Origin of the sequence: Algoriphagus aquatilis, assembly GCF_042657405.1 — a bacterium.
In the GTDB taxonomy this organism is placed as follows: Bacteria; Bacteroidota; Bacteroidia; order Cytophagales; family Cyclobacteriaceae; genus Algoriphagus; species Algoriphagus aquatilis.
The window spans coordinates 125,205-148,977 of record NZ_JBHSKS010000008.1 but is presented as its reverse complement, the minus strand read 5'-3'; the positions used below and the strand labels follow the sequence as shown (position 1 = coordinate 148,977).

Here is a 23,773-nt window from a genome sequence, read left to right as displayed (position 1 = left end):
GTTGTAAAATCATAAAATTTCAATCCTTTGATTAGATTTGATTTTGGTCTCTTGTCCCATCATTAGGTAAATAGTAACAAACAATAGTCTTTTTGAGAGTCTTTCTGAAATATTTCTATTTCCCCTTGACGCTTTTTGCGATTGATTTTATCTTTGGATTACAAGTTTATTCAAATGATTTTTTTGGATATCTAGGATTGGTTACCATTATGGATCTTGATGATCTATCTACTTTTTACAATGGAGTTTATCCGCCGGGGTTTGTTTGGGTATTAAAGTGTATTCTAAATTTTAGTGATGAAGTAATCCTGTTGACCAAAATCTTAAATTATTTGAGTTTAGGATTAGTGTTTTATTTTATTTCTTCTAAAATTTTCAAAGAGCTAAATTTTTATTTGGTTTTCTTTTGTCTTGTAGTTCTACTAGTTTCTAATGAGATTTTTCTATCCAATAGTTTGTCTCCTGGTTCCTATGGTTTTTTTTTAGTATCCCTGATTGTTGGTACATCACATTATGAAGACAGAAGCAAATTTTCTGCTTTAATTAGTGTTTCAAGCTTGGTTATTGCCACACTGTTCAGATTTGAAGCATTTATTTGGTTGATCTGTCTGTGGGGTTCTGGGTTATTTTTCTTCTCTGGTCATTCAAAAAATCTTAGGGGATTTTTGACCATAGTCCTATCTGTTTCTGTTCTATTTCTGATTAATTTTTGGGGAACTTCTTCGTTAGTTGCGACCAAGCATTTTTTAACTTTCGAAAAGCCAAATTGGGTAGAGTTAAATCCTTTCACAAAATTCGAGAAGCAGTCTTTTTATGAATTTTCTCTAGGTTATTTGAATAACTTGGTTCGAAATGTTTTATACTTTTCTACTCTGATTATTTCATGGGTATTCCTCAAGTCATTTAGGAGATTGATTCTAACCTGCTTGTTTTATTTGTTACTAATCAACTTTCATCCTTCCCCAAGAGGAGTTTTTGCCATTCTACCTTTTGTTTATATTTTTTTAGGCCTCCTTTTCTTTTCAATTTGGGAAAGGCAAAAAAGGGTTGCTGTGGTACTTTCGATTTTTCTAATTCCAACTTTCCTATATTTCTCTTTAAGCAATTATTACCACAAAAGGACATCTCAAGTCCTGCAAAGTAGTTTTAAAAAGATTGGTAAGGTTATTACCAGAGTTGATAAAAGTTATTCAGCAGAATCAATCTTCACCAATTCTCATGATTTCTACATTAGAGATCAATTGCCAGACTTACCTCAAGTAAATGGTGGCTGGATTAAGCTGATCGACCGGTTTTATATTAAAAATCCTAATTTTGATTTGAGTCACCCAAATAACTTTTATGACGGTTTAAAAAGTCAAAAAGTGAAATTTTTGGTAATCGATAAAGTCTTACTTCATACCTCAATCTATTCTCAAAAAGACTTATTGATGTTTGAGGAACTTGGAAATTCTGAATTTTTCAACTTAATAAGTCTGGTAGATGACAGATTTATGATTTACAGCGTCAAATAATGAATTTATCCAGAAAGTCATTTTCGATTTTTTGTAGAAAAAATCCTAGTTAACATTGGTTCAGTTGGCAGAAGTGTTTTACAATATCGTACTCATTCCTTTTATCAGAAAAAGAAGCAGATTCAGGAACTTATACCCTATTTTTGCCCTTGAATAAGCAAATCTCGACTATGCGCCAATCCTGGTGGAAAATCCTGACTATCGGACTCTTGTTGTACACGTTGATTGCAGGATTATTGCTGGACGTTCCCCGTCTTCCTATTCTCAATGAGACCATTCGAGCCCTTCACTTTCATGTGACGATGTGGTTTGGAATGATTTTGATGCTGATCGTAGCAGTAGTTTACAGCATCAAGTACCTCCGAAGCAATGATTTGAAACATGACGACATGGCCTTGGAGTTTACCAATGCGGCCATCTTGTTTGGGGTGTTGGGAATAGTCACGGGAATGCTTTGGGCAAGATTTACCTGGGGAGATTACTGGAGTGGAGATCCTAAGCAAAACGCTTCGGCCATCGGTCTGCTGATGTACTTTGCCTACCTGATCTTGAGGGGATCTATCACAGATTCTCAGCAACGGGGAAGAATAGGTGCAGTTTATAATATTTTCGCCTTTGCGGCTTTCATTCCCCTGATATTTGTATTACCAAGGTTGACGGATAGCCTTCATCCGGGTAACGGAGGCAATCCCGGTTTCAATGCTTATGATTTGGACTCTAAGCTCAGAATGGTTTTCTATCCGGCAATCATTGGCTGGACCCTTTTGGGTACTTGGATTGCGACTGTTCGGGTGAGAGTCCGAAGAGCGGAACGAGTACTTGAAGACAGACTGATAAATTCTTGAAAGATGAAATCGAGCATGACACGTGTGTTAAATACAACATGGTTCTTAAGCAGGCAAGATTCCATATGGCCTAAAAAAACAATTTAAATACACATGAAAAAGATAGTGACAATAGCACTTTTGGTTTTTTCTCTGAGCGCCCTAGCCCAGGAAAAAATCGCGGTTACGGAAGCTGATTATGCTAATAATTCGGTGGAAATGGCAGATAAAATGCGTGCTGAAGGAAAAATTTATGTGTTGGTGGGAGTGATCGCAATCATTTTTGCGGGAATTACCGTGTATGTGATCAACACGGATCGAAGGATCTCCAAACTTGAAAAAAATCTACCCTCTTAACCTTGCTTGTCTATGAAAAAAGGACACATCATCGGACTTGGAATAATTGCCATCGCAATTGTTATCATCATGACCTCTATCGGAGATGCGAGTAGCTACGAAAGCTTCAGCACCGCTTGGGAAATGAAAGAAGACGGAGAAGATAAAGCCATTCATGTGGTAGGGCAGTTGAAAAAAGATGAAACCGGCCAAGTTGAAGGAATCGAAGTCCGAGAAGACAAGACTTCATTTACTTTTTTATTGGTAGACAATGAGGGTACCGAGCAGAAGGTCTTTTATAATGAACCTGTACCGGCTGATTTTCAGCGTTCGGAGCAGGTGGTGGTGATTGGATCCTACCGTGATAAAGATATTTTCGTGGCTGATAAAATCCTGATGAAGTGCCCTTCCAAATATCAGGAGACTGATGTGCAGGCGGCAGGAATGTGAGGTTGACTTATACTAAGTAAAAAATCATGATCAATACCTTTGTGGGTAATTTGGGCCATTTGATGACTATCGTGGCTTTCGTCAGTGCGCTAGTTTCGGCATTTGCCTATATCCAATATTTCCAAGCCAACGAGATCGATAAAGCTAGCTGGAGACGATTTAGCAGGATCAGTTTTTATATTCACGCGGCATCTACAGCGATGATCGCATTTTCTCTTTTTGAGATTATTTACAATCACCGCTACGAATATTTCTACGCTTATTCTCACAGTTCCAAAGCGCTTCCGGTTCATTACATGATTTCCAGTTTCTGGGAAGGGCAGGAAGGTGCATTCATTCTTTGGGCATTTTGGAATGTGGTCTTGGGTGTGATTTTGATTCACACCAACAAGTTTTGGGAGGCACCGGTTATGGTGGTATTTGCTTTGGTGCAAGCCTTCTTGGTCTCGATGATTATGGGTGTGGTGATTGGCGATTTGAAAATCGGAAGCTCACCGTTTATTCTTTTGAGAGATGCGACTCAGGCTCCGATTTTTGAGCTCAACCCTGATTTTGTACCTGAGGACGGAACAGGTCTGAATCCGCTTTTACAAAATATCTGGATGGTTATCCATCCTCCGACGCTGTTTTTGGGATATGCTTCTACCTTGATTCCCTTTGCCTTCCTGATTGGGGGTTTGGTGACCAAAAGATACTCTGAGTGGATCCGTCCTGCTTTGCCATGGGCGATTTTCTCAGCTATGATTTTGGGAATGGGGATTATCATGGGTGCCTATTGGGCCTATGTGACCTTGAACTTTGGAGGCTATTGGAACTGGGATCCGGTGGAAAACGCTGTCTATGTGCCTTGGCTGATCTTGGTTGCGGCGATTCACACCATGATCACTTTTAAGAAGAGTGCTACCGCCCTGAAGACATCTATTGTCTTGGTGATTCTGAGCTTTATTTTGGTGCTCTATGCCACGTTCTTGGTGCGTTCGGGCGTATTGGGAGATGCTTCTGTACACTCATTTACCGATCTTGGGCTATCCGGTCAGCTGCTTTTATACATGCTGTTCTTTATGGCGATTGCCATCTTTCTGGCCGCGAGAGCATGGAAGCATATTCCTACTTCCGAAAAAGAAGCCTCTGTTTATTCCAGAGAGTTCTGGATTTTCCTTGGGGCAGTGACCTTGGGATTAATGGCATTTCAAGTAATTCTTCCAACATCTATTCCGGCATGGAATGCCTTGGTAGAGAGCTTCGGTGGTATTTCCAATATGGCTCCTCCTGCGGATCAAGTGGAGTTTTATACCAAGTTTCAGCTTTGGTTTGCAGTGGTGATTGCCTTGCTTACAGCGGTGGGCCAATTTTTCTGGTGGCAAAAAATGGATAAAAAGGCTTTGAAAGATGCCTTGGTTACCCCTTATGTCATCTCTGTTTTGCTTTCTGCTTTGGTGATTGTTTTGGCTAAAGTTTACGATTGGAAATACATTATCATCGTTTTGGCGGGGATGTTTACGATCGTGGCCAACTCCGTGATTTTGGCAAGACTTTTCAAAAAGACCACCTTCAAGTTGGCAGGAGGCTCCTTAGCTCATATCGGTTTAGGGATGATTTTGATTGGTATCATGTTTAGCTCCGGTTATTCGGATGTCATTTCTATCAATATGTCCGGGTTGACTTATAGCAATAGCTGGGAAGATGAAATGAACAAAGAGCACGTGCTACTTTGGATCAATAAGCCCACGCAGATGAAGGATTACACAGTTATTTATCGTGGTCGTCAGAAAAAAGTGGTGGGTGTTCCTGAATATGTTCCTGCCAAACTTTTAGAATCCACCGGCAATGTCAACGAAGCGGTCGCATTGGCCGATTACAAGGACTATTTCAAAAAGGGGGATGTGGTAACCTTGGTTTTGGAGGAAAATGACTATTTCAAAATCGATTATTTGCAAAATGAGACCTTGAAGTTTTCGCTTTCCCCAATGTCCCAATTCAATGAAGGAATGGGAGGATTGATTTCTTCTCCGGATTCAAAAATATACCTCAATCGTGACCTCTATACCTATGTGGCGGCAATGAATGATTATGCCGATCCGGATTGGAAAGAAGATGAAAATTATGAAGTGTCGCCGGGAGAGCAGTTTCACATTGCTGACTTTGTGACTTATTTTGACGGGGCAGAGGTACTCAAGGAAATAGAAGGATACACCCTTCAGGAGGGTGACGTGGCGGTCAAAGCCAAGTTGCGTGTGTTGGATTATGATGTGGAAAAAGTGCTTGAGCCAACTTTCATCATCCGAAATAATCAGGTAGGAAAGCTTCCCGTCATAGATACCGAGCTGGGATTAAAAGTCAGTTTGGAGAATATTATTCCCGAGCAAAACAAATTTGTCTTCAAAGTCAATCAGTACCAAAAAGACTATGTGGTGATGAAGGCTATCGTGAAGCCATATATCAATGTTCTTTGGATTGGTACCATCGTCATGCTGATTGGCTTCACAGTCGCGATCTTCAGACGATTTGACGAGTTTGCCAAGATGAGAGATAAAGGGTTGGAGTAAGGATCTATACTACCAATAAATGCATGGAGGGGCTGAAAATGATTCAGCCCCTTATTTTTTGGATTCAAGAATTCGAGACAAGGTTTCAGCTACTCCGTCTTCTTTGTGATGGAGTGTGACTTCATTAGCCACCGCTTTGACTTCAGGTCTTGCATTGGCTACAGCGACACCCCAACCTACCTTTTGCAACAGATCAATGTCATTGTAATTGTCGCCAAAGGCAATCACCTCCTCCAACCCAAAGTCAAATCTCGCATTTAACAAGACCTCCAATCCTGTTGCCTTAGAGATTTTCCTTGGAGCTATTTCTATATAGGTATCCTTAGAACGGTACAGGTGGAGCTCTTTTCCATGATGAAGGTGGAGCTCGCCAAATAGCCAACTGATGTCATTTGATTCTCCCATCACCATGATTTTGTGGGCTCCGAGATTGTCTTTTGTCCAAAGATCCAACACCTCGGTCGTTGGCATCCAGGTAGGATTGACTTTGGTGTTTTGGATTTCTCTCTTGGACCAATAATCCTCTTTGGCTTCGTACCAATGTTCTCCATGAAATAAGCTGATATGAATTTCCGCTTTCTTGGTCCATTCGATGATGGATTTCACAAGGACCAACGGGATGGTGACTGATTCCAGGACTTCTCCCTTTCCATCAAGAACTAGCCCGCCATTATAGGCTACCATGGGATCAGATTCGCGGCCCAGGTCTTTCAAAAGATGTCTCATGGCATCAGGCATACGTGAGCTTGCCAAAATGACCGGAATTTCTGGAGAAAGTGATTTGATTAGATTTTTAAGTCTTGGAGAAAGGTCTCTTTCTGAATTGAGTAGAGTCCCATCCACATCAGAGCAAATCGCTTTGAATTTCATGATTCTTGGGATAATGGTAGGTGAAATTTTTGGGCTCTATAGGGGAATCAAAAATCGTTTACTTCAAACGTGTATTCTTCAAGAGCCATGTTTTGAGGGTCGTTGGGATCAGTTTGTACAAACTGAATCGTGATTTTTTGGTAATCACTGGCTTTTTCAAAATCTCTGAGGTAGAGTTCCGCACATTTTCTTGCCAGAATCTCTCGTTGACCTGAGAGTTTGTCGGGATCGCCATTTTCTAATCTCAGGAAAATCACTGATTCCAAGATGCCATTTTCTGAGGATTGGCCTAGCTGCACACTCATTCCTTGAAAATCACCCAAGGATTGAATTTCAGTGGAGGGTAAAAATCCTTCTCCGATAACACTTTCCATCCCTGAAAAGGCCAACTGGATCACATCTTCTGGATTACAAGCACAGCTGCTCAGTGAACAGGCGATGCATAGACTCAAAAAAATCTTTTTCATAGCAATAGATTTAAGACCCAAGTTAAAAATTAGCTCTGAGAACCTATGCTATTTGATTATTCAGATCGGATAAGCTTAAAGGATTCTGAATGGTTTTTCCATTGGATTCTCAAAAGGGTCAATCCTGAAGGAAGCTGCCCGATCAGTTGATCTAGCATGAAGGCATCATCGTAGCCTATTACCACTTCAATATTCTTGACGAAGTTCCCTCCATTGATTGCTTGGATTTGGATTTTTTCACCGAAGGCTAGATTTCCGTTGATGAATTTGAGGTTGACATTTCCGTCACGGCTTGGGTTGGGGTAGACTATCCAGTTACCATCTGGCTTCACCTCAGGGTCTCTTTTCACCATTTTCACTTCAGAATAGGTTTTGGTATCGCCTGAAATGTGCACTATTCGGTAGTAAATAAGGTCTTCAAACATTGGGAAAGTCTCATCTGAGAAAGAATAATCTACAGGGTCTTGAGAATTTCCTTTTCCATTTACTTCTCCGATTTCATAGAAACTGCTGGCATTGCCAAAGCTGCGTTCGATCACATAAACGCTACCTTCTTTTTCACTGTTCATCTGCCAATTGATTCCGACTTTGGCTCGGGATTCTTTGACCTCCACAGCTTTCCAATATATCTCCAAAACAGAAGCCACATCCATGATGTATTCTACAGTTTGGGTACATCCGTTTAAGTCAGTCACGGTCAATCGATACAGTCCGTCAGCTAGGTTATAGATGTCTTTACTGGTGCTGGTAAATCCATTTGGTCCTACCCAAGAGTAGGAGTAGGGCGCAGTACCTCCGGTCACACTCTGGACGTAAATGATACCGGTATTTCCATTCACTTTGGTCGGGAAAATATTCACCTGAATTCCAAAGTTGGGATCGATAAAGATGTTTTTAGTAATGGTGGTGATGGAGGTACCATCATTAACAGTCATTCGTATAGGGTAGGTACCAGTACTAGGGAAATTGTAAAGCGGATTAGCCAAGTTGGAATCAATGATTCCGTCATTGTTGAAATCCCAAGAATATGAATAGTTGTAAGGAGGAGTGCCCCCTATGGTTTGACTGGTAAATTGAATGCTGGTTTTACAAATACCGTTTGAGGCAAAGTTGAATTTTGGAAAAAGAGGTACTGCAGCGGTAAATCCTTCTGGGTTGCTGTAGCATTGTGCATTCACATTATTCTTCAAAACAATATTGCAAGTAGTATTGGGTTTTGCAGTGCCAGTCTCCCAATACATAAAGATGTCTCTGATTTGTATGACATCCCCCCAATTCCATGAAATATTCCTCACTTTGGTCCACACATTTTGTTGAATCTGAGTTCCTGAGAATATACAATCTACTTGGTCATTTGAGGATTGATTACCATTGATAAAGACATCATAATACATGGTCAGATTGTATCCGTTGGTGGTTGAACCTCCAAAATTGACCCAGAGCTCTCCCGAAATTGGTTGTCCTAATTGATAATTGTCAGTTACCGAAAATACTTGTCCCGATTGATTTCTAAGCTGATAACCGGTTACAACGATGTTGTTCTGGGAACATTGAGCAAAAAGTACAGCAGAAAAAGCAGTTGAAATACTGATTAGAGTAATTAGTATAAAGCTTTTTATATTTATGTAGCGTCTCATTTTTACTTCCCTCCTTTCTAGAGCAGAAATCTTACATAAATATATAATGACTTATATTAAGTCCTTGTAAATGGCATTGATGTGTAAGTGAAGTGCTATTCAAAATGCTATTTTTTGAAAAAATGAAACGCTTTTTTATAAGGTTGAAGTAGTTTTTGATCTATGTAATATGCATAAAATTGCATTTATTATAATTGATAATAAAATACAACATTATGTAAATAAAGTGCTTATGATCTGTAAACCGCCTTGAAATTTGGAAAGAAAATGAAGCTTTTTAACTTTAAAAAGCTTCATCCTAATTAATTGGAAAACAAGCGATTATATGCTTTTTGATGTGATTTTGCCATATTTTTTGTAGGTCTATGTATTAAAAATGTATTTTATATAGGGTTTTTATAGATCCTCTTTACAGGTAGACGAAATAGAGATAATGAAAATAAATTGATTTCTATTTGTAGATAAAATTCTCTAATCTATTTCTATCTCTAGTCAGAGTGATGGGCCTTTATAATAAAAATTGTGTGCTATTTTAATTTCTAAAATGGTAACTGTACTTAAAGAATAAGAACGATCCCTACCTGCTGGGAATTTAGATTTCACTGTTGTATTTATTTGAGGGCAATTGTTATGCATACCTGACTTTGACCTGAGGGGTATTCAAGCGTATTAAATTGGTAGAAAGTAGGTAATGCTTTTACGATTAGGAAAGACCTGCGTGGAGATTAGTAGCGCATTTCCGGTAAAGTGAGGGATTCGAACCGTTAGCCTGTCCAAAAGATTCTTGGGAATCTTCCCGCTAGCTAGCGGGACGCTCTATTCCCGAAGAATTTCGGGAAGCTAATTAACCATTCGATGTATCGTTTACTTTTTTTGTTTTTGATTTCTAATTCCCGCTTCAAAGCGGCAGTTCGATCGGGCAAAGTTTCTAAGTATTTGATTTCCCAATAAGGAGCTTCTGATTTGGTAGAGGGAGTTGCTCCAGCATTATGATGCTTTCATCTTGCTTCAGTATTGTCTGTAGAACCGATGTAGTACTTGCCAGACTTTGAGCTAAAAGTATATAGACAAAATACATGGCTAAAATGGTCTTAAAAAGAAAAAGACAAGCACTAAACTTGTCTTCGTGGAGGATAACGGATTCGAACCGATGACCTTCCCGCTAGCTAGCGGGACGCTCTAGTCCCGAAGAATTTCGGGAAGCTAATCAACCATTCGATGTATCGTTTACTTTTTTTCTTTTTGATTTCTAATTCCCTTTTCAAAGCGGCAGTCCGGTCAGTTAGCGATTCCATATATTTCAGCTTCCAATGAGGTGCACCGGATTTTGTAGAAGGTGTTGACCCTGCATTATGGTGCTTCAATCGCGATTCAATATTTTCTGTAGAACCGATGTAGTATTTCTCGGTTTTTGAAGAGTACAATATGTAAACGAAGTACATAGCGATCTAAAAAATAACAAAATGAAAGGGCAATTATGAAACTGCCCATTTTTAAAAGTGGAGGATAACGGATTCGAACCGATGACCTCTACACTGCCAGTGTAGCGCTCTAGCCAACTGAGCTAATCCCCCATTTATATTTTGAATTCGAACCGTTGACCTTCCCGATTGCCATCGGGACGCTCTAGTCCCGAAGAATTTCAGGAAGCTAATCCCCCAATTCGAGGTGCAAATATAGACTGAGATTGGTTTGAACCAAATAATTTCTTTAATCCTGAGAATAATTTATCCTCGTCAATATACTTCTGCCCAAGGTAACCTCGTCTGTAAATTCCAATTCACCTCCTACTGGAATGCCGCGGGCAATTGTACTGACTTTCACCTTGGAGTCCTTAAGTCTTTTGCTTAAATAAAAAGAGGTGGTATCTCCCTCCATCGTAGCTGAAAGGGCCAAAATAACTTCTCGGATTTCCCCCTCAGTAATTCTCGAAAGCAAGCTTTCAATTTTAAGTTCCTCTGGACCGATTCCTTGAATGGGGGAGATCACTCCTCCCAATACGTGATAAAGTCCTTGATATTGATTGGTGTTTTCAATGGCCAATACGTCCCTAATATCTTCTACCACACAGACTAAAGAACGGTCTCTCCGGTGGCTTTGACAAATACTGCATTCTTCATGGTCGGAAATATTGTGACATGTTTTACAGTAATTGATCTCCTCACGCATCCTTGTCAATGCTAAGGCTAGCGCCTCTGTCACGGCTCCATTCTGTTTGAGCAGATGTAAGGCAAGTCTCAGAGCTGTCTTTTTGCCAATACCAGGAAGACGAGAAATCTCTGTGACAGCATCTTCGATTAATTTGGAGGGGAAATTCAAGTTGGGGGAAAATTAAACTATGGCAGCTTGTATACCGGCGTTCAAGATAGCCTCACACATGGGCTTCAATTCTTCGCGGGAACCTTTCTTCACTGAACATTTGCCTTTGTAGTGAATGATCAGTGTACATTGCTCTGCTTGTTCATGAGTATGCTTACACACTTTTATCAACACTTGGATCACGTGCTCAAAGGTATTCACATCATCATTGAACACGATCAGATCGAGTGCATCCTGATCGATCAATTCTTCAAGGAGAAGTTCGATCTCTTCTAGTTCCGGAAGAGGCATGCTGAATTGGTTCATTTGGCAAAATTAAGAATAATGGGCAACTTAGCGAGTGTCAGATCCTAGCTTTATGAATCCCCAAATCGTACTCTTGGTCATTTCGGCCTATTTTCTTTTACTTTTTTTGATTTCTTGGTTTACCTCACGCAAAGTTACCGCAGACACTTTCTTTACAGGTGACAGGCAGTCTCCCTGGTTTTTGGTTGCCTTTGGCATGATAGGCGCGTCTCTGTCAGGCGTGACCTTTATCTCGGTTCCCGGAGAAGTCGGAAATAGTAACTTTTTTTACTTTCAGGTTGTATTGGGATATACCTTGGGTTATTTCACCATTGCCAAGGTGCTTTTACCCCTTTATTACAGGCTCAACTTAGTTTCTATTTATTCCTACTTGGAGGATAGATTTGGGTTTTGGTCCTACAAAACGGGTTCTTTTTTCTTTATCCTGTCACGCGCTTTAGGTTCTTCTCTACGGATGTATTTGGTGGCAAGTGTACTGCAATTGATCCTTTTTGATTCTTTGGGTATTCCATTTTGGGTTTCTGTCCTGATCACCGTTGGTCTGATTTGGCTATATACCCACCGTGGAGGGATCAAAACTGTCGTGTGGACAGACACGCTGCAAACTGCATTTATGCTTGCCTCGGTGGTCATTACGATCATACTCATCGGAAAAGACCTTGAGATCAAAAGCCTTGGAGACTATATTTCAGCAGTGGCTCAGGATGATCGATCTAGGATTTTTAACTGGGACTGGAAGGCCGGCACCAATTTTTTCAAGCAGTTTATTTCAGGAGCATTTATCACCATAGTCATGACAGGTCTCGACCAAGATATGATGCAGAAAAATTTGACTTGCCGCACCTTGGGAGATGCTCAGAAAAACATGTTTTGGTTTACCATCATTTTGGTGGTCGTAAATATCCTCTTTCTATCGCTTGGTGTGATGCTATATCTCTACGCAGAGACAAAAGGTATAGCCATGCCGGCCAAATCAGACCAACTTTTTCCATTGTTAGCCACCCAGCACTTTTCTTCTTTTACAGGGATTGTGTTTGTATTGGGGATCATCGCGGCTGCGTATTCTAGTGCAGATTCCACATTGACCGCTTTGACGACCTCCTTTTGTTACGATTTTCTCCAGATCGAACGCAACTACGCTCCTGAAAAGCGGGTGTCAATTCGTAAAAAAGTCCACATCGCGTTTACAGGCTTGATGTTTTTCTTAATCCTGGCCTTTTATTGGCTCAACGACCAAAGTGTGATCAATTCGGTGTTTATCATTGCCGGATACACGTATGGGCCTTTGCTGGGGCTATATTCTTTTGGGCTTTTTACTAAATTTCAAGTCAAGGACAACTGGGTGCCCTATCTGGCAGTGGCTGCTCCCTTGCTTACTTTCATGGTCAGCTCAAATTCAGAAAAATGGCTTTGGGGGTACAAATTCGGCTTTGAGGCTTTGATTTTAAATGGAGCCCTGATGTTTTTGGGATTGTATCTGGTTAGGAAAAAATCTTAGATACCCAGCTCTTTCTCAGGATCCCAAAAGACCTTTTCAAAGTCGACCACTTGGTCGTTTTCCACTTTTACTCCATCCGATTCTAACAGTTCCTGCATGAGAGTGGGTGTGCTAAAATGATGCCTTCCTGTCAACAATCCCTGTCTATTGACTACACGCTGTGCCGGTACATCAGGCAAACCATGGGATGCACTCATGGCATATCCCACCATTCGAGCGCCACTTTTCAGGCCTAGGTAGTGGGCGATGGCACCATAGCTTGTTACCCTTCCTTTTGGGATCTCGCGGACTACTTGGTAGACCAAATCAAAGTAATTAGGCTTGTCGTAATTCATGTCTCCAGTCGATGAGGGCTTGGTTTAGCGCTTTCTTTACTTGAATTTCGGTGGGTTTTTCTCCTGTTTTGATCGGGAACTGGAACCTCACCAAAATGGTATCCGCTTTCCTTTCCAGAATATTCAACTGAGCTCCTTCTTTGATCACAACTTCAGGGTATTTTTCCAGCACTTCCTCCAATTTTTCCTCCAATTGATTCAGATATATTTCAGTAGTGGAGGATATCTCCGTGTCAAATATGACTTGATGGGTATTGTTTTTTGAAAAATTCACCACATCTGTGGTCAAGGCCATCGAGTTGGGGATTAGAATGATCTCCCCTGAGTCATTTTTTAAGACCAAATTGATCAAAGTAATGTCTCTGATAAACCCAATGTGCCTTCCCACTTGGATTTTATCCCCAATCTCCAGCTGATCCGAAAACATCATAATCAAGCCATTGACAATATTGGTAATGTAATCTTTGGTGAGTAGGGCAATGGCCGCGGCCACGATAGTTATACTCGTCAAAAACTCCAAAGGACGGATCCCAAATGCCAGCATTAACGAAATTAGTACGGCAAGCATATTGAGAAGAGTCGCTATCCTGTCAATTCCGATCACAAAATTCGGCTGAACTTTAGTCTCCTCACGCTGCTGCAAGTAAATACTCAGGGTGATAAATCTTCCTAGGGAGAAAATCAGATTGGCACTCAACAGGAAAATCAAGGCCCGGATGATGTGTGTTAAAATTTCGTATTGCTCGAGAAAAGGCCTCAAAAAGGTGTCCCCTGCATAAAAAATTTCAAGAATAATCAGAAGAACTAGTTTGAATGCAAAGTTTCTTCGGCGGACATTTTCCTTGATGCGGATACTGCTTTTGAGGTGATTCATCGTTCAATCGAAAAATTAAGGCTAATTTTAGCAAATATAGGACGGATTAGAAGGACTGATGAGCAGAAATATAATCGTAACCGGAGCGGCAGGTGCCCTTGGCAGTGCTGTGGTAGAAAAATTCAAGCGTGAAGGCTATCACGTGATCGCTTTGGTGAGGCCTGACGCCAATGAAGTGTCCGAAGAAGCAGACGACACCTATGAAATAGATGTGACTGATGAGAAAGCAGTCACTGAATTCGTCAGAGAGTACCAAGTTCAATATGGAGAATTGGATGCTATTGCCATGATTGTGGGTGGATTTGCGATGGGGACACTTGAGACTACTACCCAAAAGGATCTAATGGCAATGTTTCAGCTCAATTTTTTTAGCGCATTTTCGATGGTCAGTGGCTTTCTTCCATTGTTCAAAAAACAGCAAAGCGGAACTTTCTTATTTGTAGGAGCTCGGCCAGCTTTACAACTACATGATGCTACGCAAACAGTTGCCTACTCATTGAGTAAAAAATTGGTCATTTCGCTTTCAGAAATAGTCGCTGAAGAAGTGAAGGGAACAGATATCAGGACTCATGTGTTTGTCCCAAGCATTATGGACACACCCGCCAATCGAGCAGCTATGCCGGAGGCCGATGCAAGTAAGTGGGTCAATCCTGCGGATATCGCCGAGGCCATGCACTATGCAGTAAACACACCAGCGTTACGACAGATGACATTCAAACTTTACGGAGGAGTTTAAGTATGTATAAGAAATTGATTTTATCAGCCCTTTTGGCATTTATGTTCTGTTTGTCGGGCTTTTCCCAATCGGAAGAAAAAGCCGTGGAGGACGTCATCCGAAGCCTTTTTGAAGGCATGAAAACAAAAAATGCAGAGCAGGTATCGGCAGCATTTTATTCCGAAGGACTCATGCAAACTGTCCAAGCAAAGCCCGAAGGAAGTTCGGTGGGTAGCAACTCTGTGGCAGATTTTGTGAAAAGAATTGCCACAACTCCGGCAGAGACCACTCTGGATGAGCGCATTTTAGATTATCAAATCAAAGTAGATGGAACCATGGCTTCTGCCTGGACACCTTATCGATTCTATGTCAATGGAAATTTCAGCCACTGTGGAGTTAATTCCTTTCAGTTGGTCAAAATGGCCGAGGGCTGGAAAATTGTCTACATCATCGATACCCGAAGAAAAGAACCTTGTGAAGAGTAAATTTTATGAACGAATTCAAAGCGAAAGTCTATCAAACTGCCATCGATCAGCTAAAACAAAAAGAAACCCTTTTGGCTGAGGAGCGAAAAAATATCATTGAGAGTATTCTTGAGGAGGAAAAAAACAGTGCCGGTGACAAATACGAAACCAGCCGTGAAACGATGACTCAGGATCTTAACTCACTCGAAAAGCAAATCAAACAAAGTAAACTTGACCTAGAGGAACTGTACCGATTAAATACCATCAAAGAAACTCCACCAACTGTGCAAGAAGGAGCTTTGGTAAAATTGGGTACCGAATGGTTTCTACTCGCTGTTAGCATCGGTCAGATCAAGGTAGATGATGCAAAAGTGTTTTTACTCAGCAAAAACTCACCATTGGGCGAACTCCTGATCGGAAAGAAGAAAAAAGAGCAAATCAATTTCCGAGGTAAAATGCAGGTGATCGAAGAACTGGCCTAAATACCTTTCTCTCTCAATACAAAACGCTCATCGTTTCCATAGACCATTTTGGAAGGATGAGCGTTTCCTTTTTTCGTTCTTTTTTAAACTTGCTTTCTTCTAGATTTTTGTAAAATTTTATTTTGAAGAAATTGCTAAAAGGACAATTTTTTAGACTATTCAGTGAAAAATATCTAAAAAAATCCCATTCGATTGAATTTTCTTTTGGTCAATCGGTTTTTTCGCTGTAAGATTGTCAAGTCAATTCACCGACCTATGGTATTTGCAGCTCAATTGTATCTTTTTTCTGATTCTTCCCGCATGACGGGTGAGGCGGCTGCTTTTTTGATGACATCTACAGGCATGATGACCACGATGATTACGGGGTGACCCGTCGTGATCATTGAGTACCCGCCCCTGAGGCCTTTTTTGGCCAGATATTAGTTTCCAGCAATCTATTCTTACTATGAAAATTATCAAGTTTGGAGGTTCTTCCGTAGCGAACCCCGAAAACATCAAAAAGGTCTTTGCTATCCTCCAAGACAAGCTTAAAAGTCACGAAATAGCGGTCGTTTTTTCCGCATTTGGAGGAGTTACGGAGAGCTTGCTTACCATTGCAAGACTTGCCCGTGAAGGCGATCAGGCCTACAGAGACCTGCTTCAAACCCTCGAAGAAAAGCACTTGGAAATCGTCCGTCAGCTCATTGCCGTCCAAAATCAATCCACCGTCATGACCTATGTCAAGGTGAGATTCAAAGAGTTGGAGGACCTTTTCCACGGCATTTTTCTGATCAAAGAAAATTCGGCTCGGACTCTTGACTATGTGGCCAGCTTTGGAGAACGGCTTTCGGCGTTTATTTTAGCTGAAGCCATGGCCGGAAAAGGCATCAAAACGCAGTTTGTAGATGCGCGTGATGTCATCCGTACCAATGACCGCTTTGGCCAAGCCAGAGTAGATTATGAAGTCACCAATGCTCAGATTAAGGAGTATTTCGCCAAAAACGACGGGGTAAAAGTCATTACAGGATTTATCGCTTCTACTGCAAAGGGAGAGACCACCACGTTGGGGCGTTCTGGATCTGATTACACCGCAGCCATTTTTGCAGGAGCTTTGGAAGCTACCGATCTGGAAATCTGGACCGACGTTTCCGGGGTGTTGACCTCAGATCCCAAGCTGGTGTATACTGCTTTCACCATTCCACAGCTGAGTTACAACGAGGCCATGGAGCTTTCGCACTTTGGTGCCAAAGTGATTTTCCCAGCCACGATGCAGCCGGCGATGAAGAAAAACATCCCGATCTACATCAAAAATACCTTCGAACCCGAAAATCCAGGCACCCTCATCAACGGGGAAGTCAGCCATGGAGCCCTGATCAAAGGGATCAGCTCGATGTCCAATATTTCCATCGTGACTGTTCAGGGTGCAGGACTTATCGAAGGTGGTGCGACCGTAAGCCGGGTTTTCAAAGCCTTGGCAGAAGCCAAAGTCAACATCGTATTGATCTCACAGGCTTCCTCCGAACACAGCATTTGCTTGGCGATCAAAACTCAGGAGTCCTACATGGCTAAGGAATCGATCGAGCGTGAGTTTTTTTATGAAATCAAATCCGGTGAAATGGATCAGGTTTCGCTCCTCCATGGCTTGGCAACTGTCGCAGTCGTGGGTGAAAATATGAAGCAAAACCCGGGAGCTTCAGGCCGCATGTTCCGCGCATTGGGGCAAAACAACATCAACGTGGCAGCCATTGCTCAGGGGAGTTCGGAGTTAAATATCTCGGCGGTAATTCCTCAGCCCGATTTGCAAAAAGCGCTCAATGCGCTCCATGAGGCATTTTTCCTTTCTGAAAACAAGGTACTTCACGTCTTTTTGGTAGGCACAGGTTTGATTGGAAAGGCTCTGATGAAAATGATTGCTCATCAGCAGCACAAGCTTTTGAATGACAACGAGCTCGATGTGCAGATTCACGGCATGGCCAATAGCCGATACATGGCTTTCCATGAGGATGGCTTTGACCTGAAGCAGCCTTATGAGCTAAGCGAAAGCGATCAGACCATGGATATGGACAAGTTTATTACCAAAATGGAGGAAATGAACTTCTCCAACTCGGTCTTTGTGGACTGTACCGCTAGTCAGGTGGTGGCAGATACTTACGCCAGAATTCTGGAAGCAAAGGTTGCAATCGTGACTCCTAATAAGAAGGCTAATTCTTCTTCCATGGATAATTACAGATCGCTGAAGCGAATTGCAAAACGCCGAGGGGTAAAATTCCTCTACGAAACCAACGTGGCCGCGGGTCTTCCCGTCATCAATACCCTGCAGGATTTGATGCTCTCTGGAGACAAGGTGATCCGTATCGAAGCCGTGCTCAGTGGCTCGATGAACTTTATTTTCTCCGAACTTGAAAACGGAGCGCCTTTCTCCGAAGTGGTCAAAGTCGCCAAAGAAAAAGGCTACACCGAACCAGATCCTCGTGATGACTTGAGTGGAATGGATGTGGCCAGAAAAATCCTGATTCTCGGCCGTGAAGCAGAGCAGGAACTCGAATTTGACCACATCACCATTCAGAGTATGGTGCCGGCAGACTGCCAGCACACCCAGTCGGTGGATGAGTTTTTTGAAAAGCTCAAAGGGCACGATGCTGACTTTGCCAAGCTTCTTGCTGATGCAAAAGCCAAGGGAGAGAAGCTGAGATTCATGGCGACCTTGGAAGACGGAAAGGCCAAAGTCGGCTTGAAGTCACTGCCTGAATCTCATCCTTTCTCCAGTTTGAAAGGCAGTGACAATATGATCCTGCTGACCACGGATCGCTACCATGACCGTCCAATGATCATCCGCGGACCGGGTGCAGGGGCAGATGTGACCGCTGCCGGAGTATTCGCTGACGTGATTCGAATCGGTAACTATACCCGAGAGTAATGAATTCGGTTAGAGCTTTTGCGCCGGCTACGGTCGCCAATGTGTCTTGTGGATTCGATATTCTTGGATTTGCAATCGATGCAATGGGCGATGTGGTGGAGGTGAGGGAGAAAAAAGATCCCGGCTTGCAGGTTGTTTCCATTACCGGTGATGGAGGTAGATTGCCTTTTGAGGCCGAGAAAAATACCTGTGCGGTAGCCATTCAGGCCATGCTTGATGAGTTAGGTCATCAAGTTGGAATGGAAATTTACCTCGAAAAAGGTCTTCCGCTAGGTTCCGGAATGGGTTCGAGTGCAGCTAGTGCCGTCGCTGCACTTGTCGCTGCCAATCGCCTTTTGGGCGAGCCTTTTGAGAAAAAACAACTGCTGCCCTTTGCGATGGTGGCTGAGAAAGTCGCCTGCGGTGCCGGACATGCGGATAATGTTGCCCCGAGTTTGTTGGGTGGATTTGTCCTGATTCGGGATTACCATCCACTGGACGTGATCAAGCTTCATGTGCCGGACGGTTTGCATTGTACGCTTTTGCATCCGCATTTTGAGTTAAAGACTTCTGATTCCAGATCGGTTTTGCGCGATAGCGTCTCTTTGAAGCATTCCACCATCCAATCCGGAAATGTGGCCGGATTGATCGCAGGGCTGTTTCAGGAGGATTTCGAACTGATTGGTAGATCCCTTCGGGATGTGATTGCGGAGCCTTATCGGGCTACTTTGATACCCGGATTTTATGAAGTGAAAGAAGCAGTGAAAGCTGCCGGAGCACTGGGAATGGGAATTTCGGGTTCGGGCCCCACGCTTTTCGCCTTATCCAAAGGAGAAAAAACCGTCCAATCCATCATCGACGCTGCCCAGCAAGTGTACGACTCCATCGGTCTTGGTGTGGACGCCTATCACTCTGCGATCAATACCCAGGGGGCTTTTGTTCTTGAATAACTAGAATTGTCAACAGTCAACGGTCGACAGTCGACTGCAAAATTGTGAGACTGTTGGCGGAAAAGGAATAATCGAATGCAGTACTACAGCACCAACAATCCTGATCATAAAGTTTCCCTTTCCGAAGCGGTCATCAAAGGACTTGCACCGGACAATGGCCTCTACATGCCCGAGCGGATTCCTGTTTTGTCAGAGGAACTCATCGGAAAGATGTCGGAAATGAGCTTCCGGGAAATTGGCTATGCCGTGATCGGGGCCTTGTTTTCGGAGGATTTGAGTGAAAAGCAGATCCATGAACTCGTCGATCATACCTTGACTTTTGATGCACCAATCGTAAAACTGGAGGAGGATGTCTACAGTTTGGAACTGTTTCATGGGCCGACTTTGGCCTTCAAAGACTTTGGTGCTAGGTTTTGCTCAAAGTTGATGAGCATGCTGGTAGGAGAGCAAAGCCAAAAAGTTCGTGTATTGGTCGCTACTTCAGGGGATACCGGAAGTGCCGTGGCCAATGGCTTTTTGGGCGTTCAAGGCGTGGAGGTGATTATTCTTTTTCCGAAGGGAAAAGTCAGTCCACTTCAGGAAAAGCAGTTTACGACCTTGGGCCAAAACATTACCGCTTTGGAAGTAGATGGTGTATTTGATGACTGTCAGACGCTGGTGAAGCAGGCCTTTTTGGATCAGGAGCTAAACCGAAAGTTGCTCTTGACCTCCGCCAATTCAATTAACATTGCCCGTTGGATTCCACAGTGTCTGTACTACTTCTATGCTTATTCCCGATTGCCAAAAGGAGGGAAAAAGGTCGTTTTTGCAGTGCCAAGCGGAAATTTTGGAAATATCGGAGCGGGGATTTTGGCACAGCAGATGGGCTTGCCGATCGACCGCTTCGTAGCCGCTACCAATGTCAACAAGGTCGTGCCCGAGTATTTGCATGGCTTTCCTTTCCAAGCCAAGCCATCAGTGCCCACCGTTTCCAACTCCATGGATGTGGGCAATCCGAGCAATTTTCCAAGGCTTCAGGCCCTGTATGGAGGCGATGAGGAGCTGTTTCGGGAACATGTCAAAGGCTATTTTTACACGGATGAGCAAACCGTCGAGGCGATTCAAGCTGTGCAGCCCCTGGGCTACACCCTCGATCCGCACGGGGCAGTGGGGTATTTGGGTTTGAAAGATTTTATCGCTGAGAATCCAGGCTTTGTGGGAGTATTTCTGGAGACCGCCCATCCGGGCAAATTCCGTGATGTGGTCGAGCAAGCTTTGGGAGAAAAATTGGTGCTACCGGAGCGATTGGCGGCTTTTCTGCAAGGAGAAAAACAGGTGATCCCGATGGGAAAAAGCTTTGAAGAGTTTAAGGGGTTTTTGGAGAGGTTGGATTGAGAATGTAAAAAGTCTTATTCCCAATCCCTTCTGCCCTAAGTTTTTCCTCCTCCACCGCTTTCTTCAAATCCCTACTTGCCGTAGCTGTAGAGATGGTCTTAAACACTTCCATGTAATCTTTTCGGGTGAAAGGGCTTTTACCCAAAGATAAAAAGTAAGTCATTCGATCTTCCGGATGGATGGTTTTTCCTTTGAAGCGAAGCAAATCTTCCAATGCTGCATCGAGAATTCGTAGCATGTACTCGATGAAAGCCGTAGATTTACCCGTTTTGTCACTTAGCGCTAAAGTCTCGTAATACTCCGATTGTGTCTTGTGGATCAAAGTTTCAAATGGGAGAGATTCGAAGACAGGATACTTTTCCTTTAGAATTACGGTTTGCCACAGCCTTCCCATCCGGCCATTACCATCCAAAAAAGGATGAATGAATTCCATTTCGTAGTGAAAAACACAACTTTTAATCAAGACAAGTTCTTGGTCATCCTTTAAGTATTTAAAAAGATCTTTCATCAAACCGGGGACATTTCCAGCAGGAGGGGCGAGATGTGCCACTTGTGAGCCTTTGACTACTCCCACACCACGAGTTCGATAGTTCCCTGGATTTTCTATTAATCCGTTCATTAAAGTGGCGTGAGCAGAGAGGAAGGATTTTTCAGAAGTAGATTTCAGCGAATCCAAATTTTCATAAAGAGAAACTGTATTGAGCACTTCCAAAATGTCTTTTTGCGGCCCAATCACCCGTTTATCCTCCAAAAGTGCTGTAATCTGGTCCTCGCTTAGGGTATTTCCTTCGATTTGAAGAGAAGAGTGGATCGTTTTAATCTGATTCTGTTTCCTGAGTTGGGGAGAAGGTTTGCTCAGAAAAAGTGCATTTGCCTCGCCTATCTTCTCCGAAATGGAGCTTATCCATTTTAAAATCTCAGGAGTGATATCATAGGGAGGCTTCATTGATAGTATCATTTGATACTATCAAAGGTAATTTTATTCTTGATTTCTTGTCTTGGAAAAGGGAAGAATCAGGCTAAATCACCTCCCAAGGCTCAAAAACCGGGATTTGACTGGTTTTGAAGTCTTTCTTGTTCCGTGTGATGATTCCTTTTATTTCCGGAATACTGGAAGCACAAAAATGCTGTACTCCATCTTCCAAGTCTTTAAAATCTGATTCTAGCGCTTGTTGAATATGGGCCTTTTGAGTTGGCTGTATTTCCAAAAAATTGATGAGCCTGCTGATTTTTATTCTGCTTTCCGCTTCTTCGATTTCCTTTGAAATGATGTAATAGCTAGTAAGAATCGAATTGTCAGATGTCCAAAGTTCCCATTCCTTGAGACGGGATTTGTTAAGAACTTCTAGGGCATATTTCCCAAAAGGCTGCCGATTTCCCAAAAAGTCCAATAGGATATTGGTGTCCAAAAAGTATCGGTTCATCCCTTGTGTTTTTGGCTTAAAATTTCCCGGATTGCCTCTTTTTCATTTAGGTCGGCGGGTAAATTGACCGAACCAAAAAGCCCTTTAAACTCCTCCGGTATGTTGGCTTCCTGCAATTCAGCTTCTGCAATCTCTTTTTCCAAGTATCGCTCTACCAGATCTGAAAGGCTTTTTCCGGAGTTGCCCGCAAATTCCTTCGCCTTTTCAATCACTGATTTTTCAATGGTGAGGGTAAGCTTAGTTTTCATTACACGTATGATTTGATTCAATATACGTGTTATCGTCTTTTCTTGATTCTAATTCTTGAGAAAATTTAGAAAAAGGGCTATCCTTCACTATTTTCAAGGCCTAACTCAAACCTAATCTAACCATGCGTCAATCAATCCCTTACTTCAGTATTCTACTTTTAGCAGGACTTGCCTGTTCACAGCCAAAAGAGGTTGTCCAGACAGTAGAAGCTGATTCCACCGTTTCCAAATTTGCACATGCTCCTCTGGTCGAGCATATCTACACAGCTGATCCTTCTGCGCATGTTTTTGGAGGAAAAATCTACATCTATCCATCACACGATATCGAAACCGAAGTAGCTCAAGATGACATGGGGTCACACTTTGACATGAAGGATTACCATGTTTTTTCCATGGAAAGTCCCGGAGGAACGGTCACCGATCATGGTGTCGCGCTTAAACTGGAGAATGTGCCCTGGGCAGGTCGGCAGCTTTGGGCACCGGATGCAGCCGAGAAGGATGGAAAATACTACCTCTACTTCCCTGCAAAAGACAAGCAGGACATCTTCAAAATCGGAGTGGCTGTTTCGGATAGGCCTGAAGGGCCTTTCAAAGCCGAACTGGAACCGATTAAAGGCACTTTTAGCATGGACCCCTCCGCATTTCAGGACGGGGCGGAGTATTATCTGCTATGGGGAGGCATTTGGGGAGGTCAGCTTCAATGGTATGAGGACCAGAAATTAGTAGCCGGAAGAAAAGGTCCAACTGACGGAATTCCAGCACCTGAGGAAAAAGCCCTGATGCCCTACATTGCCAAGCTCGGAGCCACGATGACCGAATTGGCGGAAAAGCCCCGTGAACTCCTCATCCTAGACGAAAACGGTGAGCCCATCAAAGCAGGGGATAATGCCCGACGATTCTTTGAGGCCGCGTGGATGCACAAGTACAACGGGAAGTATTATCTGTCTTACTCCACGGGCGACACGCACTTTATCGCGTATGCGATTAGTGACAATCCGTATGGGCCATTTACCTATCAGGGCAATGTACTCGAGCCGGTGGAAGGCTGGACCAATCACCATTCGATTGTAGAGTTTCAGGGGAAATGGTACCTCTTTTACCACGATACTCAACTCTCAGGTCAAACTCCACTCCGCAACATCAAAATGACCGAACTAACGCATCTTCCTGATGGGAAAATCCAGACCATTAATCCAATGAAGTAATTATAAGCCGGTGTGAAGCCGGCTTTTTTGATTTAGGAGAGTGGAAAAATTTGAAGATGA

General features: G+C 42.7%; 24 protein-coding genes and 2 tRNA genes. 13 read left to right on the top strand and 13 right to left on the bottom strand.

Features of this window, described 5'->3' with window-relative positions; translation table 11 throughout:
- The first annotated feature begins 92 nt into the window (after positions 1-92).
- From ACFPIK_RS11725 to ccsA (ACFPIK_RS11705), 5 genes are all read left to right on the top strand, one after another.
- On the top strand, positions 93-1,514 hold the full coding sequence (locus ACFPIK_RS11725) for a hypothetical protein (protein ID WP_377915435.1): 1,422 nt from the start codon (positions 93-95) through the stop codon (positions 1,512-1,514).
- Between the two features lie 149 nt (positions 1,515-1,663).
- The gene (gene ccsA, locus ACFPIK_RS11720; RefSeq protein WP_377915433.1) at positions 1,664-2,359 is read left to right on the top strand and encodes a cytochrome c biogenesis protein CcsA; all 696 of its coding nucleotides are present in this window, start codon (positions 1,664-1,666) and stop codon (positions 2,357-2,359) included.
- 93 nt (positions 2,360-2,452) lie between these two features.
- A complete protein-coding gene (locus ACFPIK_RS11715; protein ID WP_377915430.1) occupies positions 2,453-2,695 on the top strand; it encodes a CcmD family protein in 243 nt (80 codons plus the stop codon).
- Between the two features lie 12 nt (positions 2,696-2,707).
- On the top strand, positions 2,708-3,124 hold the full coding sequence (locus ACFPIK_RS11710) for a cytochrome c maturation protein CcmE domain-containing protein (RefSeq protein ID WP_377915428.1): 417 nt from the start codon (positions 2,708-2,710) through the stop codon (positions 3,122-3,124).
- A 26-nt stretch (positions 3,125-3,150) separates the two neighbouring features.
- Positions 3,151-5,670 carry a cytochrome c biogenesis protein CcsA gene (gene ccsA, locus ACFPIK_RS11705; RefSeq protein WP_377915426.1) on the top strand — a complete coding sequence of 840 codons (2,520 nt, stop codon included), beginning with the start codon at positions 3,151-3,153 and terminating at the stop codon, positions 5,668-5,670.
- Positions 5,671-5,721: 51 nt separating this feature from the next.
- On the opposite strand, the gene ACFPIK_RS11700 is transcribed toward ccsA (ACFPIK_RS11705), so the two are convergent.
- The 8 genes from ACFPIK_RS11700 to ACFPIK_RS11665 form a co-directional block, all read right to left on the bottom strand.
- A complete protein-coding gene (locus ACFPIK_RS11700; protein ID WP_377915424.1) occupies positions 5,722-6,540 on the bottom strand; it encodes a Cof-type HAD-IIB family hydrolase in 819 nt (272 codons plus the stop codon).
- 47 nt (positions 6,541-6,587) lie between these two features.
- Positions 6,588-7,007: a hypothetical protein gene (locus ACFPIK_RS11695; protein ID WP_377915422.1), complete on the bottom strand. Its 420-nt coding sequence runs from the start codon at positions 7,005-7,007 to the stop codon at positions 6,588-6,590.
- Positions 7,008-7,063: 56 nt separating this feature from the next.
- Positions 7,064-8,644, bottom strand: a complete 1,581-nt coding sequence (locus tag ACFPIK_RS11690) for a PKD domain-containing protein (protein WP_377915420.1) — start codon at positions 8,642-8,644, stop codon at positions 7,064-7,066.
- A 1,127-nt stretch (positions 8,645-9,771) separates the two neighbouring features.
- A tRNA-Ala gene (locus ACFPIK_RS11685) sits at positions 9,772-9,853 on the bottom strand.
- Positions 9,811-10,086, bottom strand: a complete 276-nt coding sequence (locus tag ACFPIK_RS11680; protein ID WP_377915520.1) for a GIY-YIG nuclease family protein — start codon at positions 10,084-10,086, stop codon at positions 9,811-9,813. Before ACFPIK_RS11680 ends, ACFPIK_RS11685 begins: the two co-directional genes overlap by 43 nt.
- 58 nt (positions 10,087-10,144) lie before the next feature.
- A tRNA-Ala gene (locus tag ACFPIK_RS11675) sits at positions 10,145-10,218 on the bottom strand.
- Positions 10,219-10,354: 136 nt separating this feature from the next.
- Positions 10,355-10,963 (bottom strand): recombination mediator RecR, encoded by a 609-nt coding sequence (recR, locus tag ACFPIK_RS11670; RefSeq protein WP_377915418.1) that lies wholly within the window; start codon positions 10,961-10,963, stop codon positions 10,355-10,357.
- Positions 10,964-10,975: 12 nt separating this feature from the next.
- The gene (locus tag ACFPIK_RS11665) at positions 10,976-11,269 is read right to left on the bottom strand and encodes an ATP-dependent Clp protease adaptor ClpS (protein ID WP_377915416.1); all 294 of its coding nucleotides are present in this window, start codon (positions 11,267-11,269) and stop codon (positions 10,976-10,978) included.
- 52 nt (positions 11,270-11,321) lie between these two features.
- On the opposite strand from ACFPIK_RS11665, the gene ACFPIK_RS11660 reads away from it, so the two are divergent.
- Positions 11,322-12,767 (top strand): sodium:solute symporter, encoded by a 1,446-nt coding sequence (locus ACFPIK_RS11660; RefSeq protein ID WP_377915414.1) that lies wholly within the window; start codon positions 11,322-11,324, stop codon positions 12,765-12,767.
- Here ACFPIK_RS11660 and ACFPIK_RS11655 read toward each other — a convergent pair.
- Both ACFPIK_RS11655 and ACFPIK_RS11650 read right to left on the bottom strand, forming a co-directional pair.
- Positions 12,764-13,102: an MGMT family protein gene (locus ACFPIK_RS11655; protein ID WP_377915412.1), complete on the bottom strand. Its 339-nt coding sequence runs from the start codon at positions 13,100-13,102 to the stop codon at positions 12,764-12,766. The two genes, ACFPIK_RS11660 and ACFPIK_RS11655, sit on opposite strands and share 4 nt — an antisense overlap.
- A complete protein-coding gene (locus ACFPIK_RS11650) occupies positions 13,083-13,976 on the bottom strand; it encodes a mechanosensitive ion channel family protein (protein ID WP_377915410.1) in 894 nt (297 codons plus the stop codon). Before ACFPIK_RS11650 ends, ACFPIK_RS11655 begins: the two co-directional genes overlap by 20 nt.
- 58 nt (positions 13,977-14,034) lie before the next feature.
- On the opposite strand from ACFPIK_RS11650, the gene ACFPIK_RS11645 reads away from it, so the two are divergent.
- The 6 genes from ACFPIK_RS11645 (at position 14,035) to thrC (ending at position 20,836) form a co-directional block, all read left to right on the top strand.
- Entirely contained in the window at positions 14,035-14,712 is a 678-nt protein-coding gene (locus ACFPIK_RS11645) for an SDR family NAD(P)-dependent oxidoreductase (RefSeq protein ID WP_377915408.1), read from the top strand.
- A 2-nt stretch (positions 14,713-14,714) separates the two neighbouring features.
- Entirely contained in the window at positions 14,715-15,176 is a 462-nt protein-coding gene (locus tag ACFPIK_RS11640) for a nuclear transport factor 2 family protein (protein WP_377915406.1), read from the top strand.
- 5 nt (positions 15,177-15,181) lie between these two features.
- Complete coding sequence (locus ACFPIK_RS11635; protein WP_377915404.1) at positions 15,182-15,637, top strand: hypothetical protein; 456 nt, start codon at positions 15,182-15,184, stop codon at positions 15,635-15,637.
- Positions 15,638-16,082: 445 nt separating this feature from the next.
- Positions 16,083-18,533 (top strand): bifunctional aspartate kinase/homoserine dehydrogenase I, encoded by a 2,451-nt coding sequence (gene thrA / locus ACFPIK_RS11630; RefSeq protein ID WP_377915402.1) that lies wholly within the window; start codon positions 16,083-16,085, stop codon positions 18,531-18,533.
- Positions 18,533-19,462: a homoserine kinase gene (locus tag ACFPIK_RS11625; RefSeq protein ID WP_377915400.1), complete on the top strand. Its 930-nt coding sequence runs from the start codon at positions 18,533-18,535 to the stop codon at positions 19,460-19,462. The genes thrA and ACFPIK_RS11625 overlap by 1 nt, the downstream gene beginning before the upstream one ends.
- Positions 19,463-19,537: 75 nt before the next feature.
- Positions 19,538-20,836, top strand: coding sequence for a threonine synthase (gene thrC / locus ACFPIK_RS11620; protein ID WP_377915398.1), 1,299 nt, complete (start codon positions 19,538-19,540; stop codon positions 20,834-20,836).
- Here the strand turns inward: thrC and ACFPIK_RS11615 are convergent.
- From ACFPIK_RS11615 to ACFPIK_RS11605, 3 genes are all read right to left on the bottom strand, one after another.
- Complete coding sequence (locus ACFPIK_RS11615) at positions 20,808-21,782, bottom strand: Fic family protein (RefSeq protein WP_377915396.1); 975 nt, start codon at positions 21,780-21,782, stop codon at positions 20,808-20,810. The two genes, thrC and ACFPIK_RS11615, sit on opposite strands and share 29 nt — an antisense overlap.
- A 73-nt stretch (positions 21,783-21,855) precedes the next feature.
- Positions 21,856-22,260: a type II toxin-antitoxin system VapC family toxin gene (locus ACFPIK_RS11610; RefSeq protein ID WP_377915394.1), complete on the bottom strand. Its 405-nt coding sequence runs from the start codon at positions 22,258-22,260 to the stop codon at positions 21,856-21,858.
- Positions 22,257-22,508, bottom strand: a complete 252-nt coding sequence (locus ACFPIK_RS11605) for a DUF6364 family protein (RefSeq protein WP_377915392.1) — start codon at positions 22,506-22,508, stop codon at positions 22,257-22,259. Before ACFPIK_RS11605 ends, ACFPIK_RS11610 begins: the two co-directional genes overlap by 4 nt.
- Positions 22,509-22,630: 122 nt before the next feature.
- Between ACFPIK_RS11605 and ACFPIK_RS11600 the strand changes: the two genes are divergently transcribed.
- Positions 22,631-23,713, top strand: coding sequence for a glycoside hydrolase family 43 protein (locus tag ACFPIK_RS11600; RefSeq protein WP_377915390.1), 1,083 nt, complete (start codon positions 22,631-22,633; stop codon positions 23,711-23,713).
- Positions 23,714-23,773 lie beyond the last annotated feature (60 nt).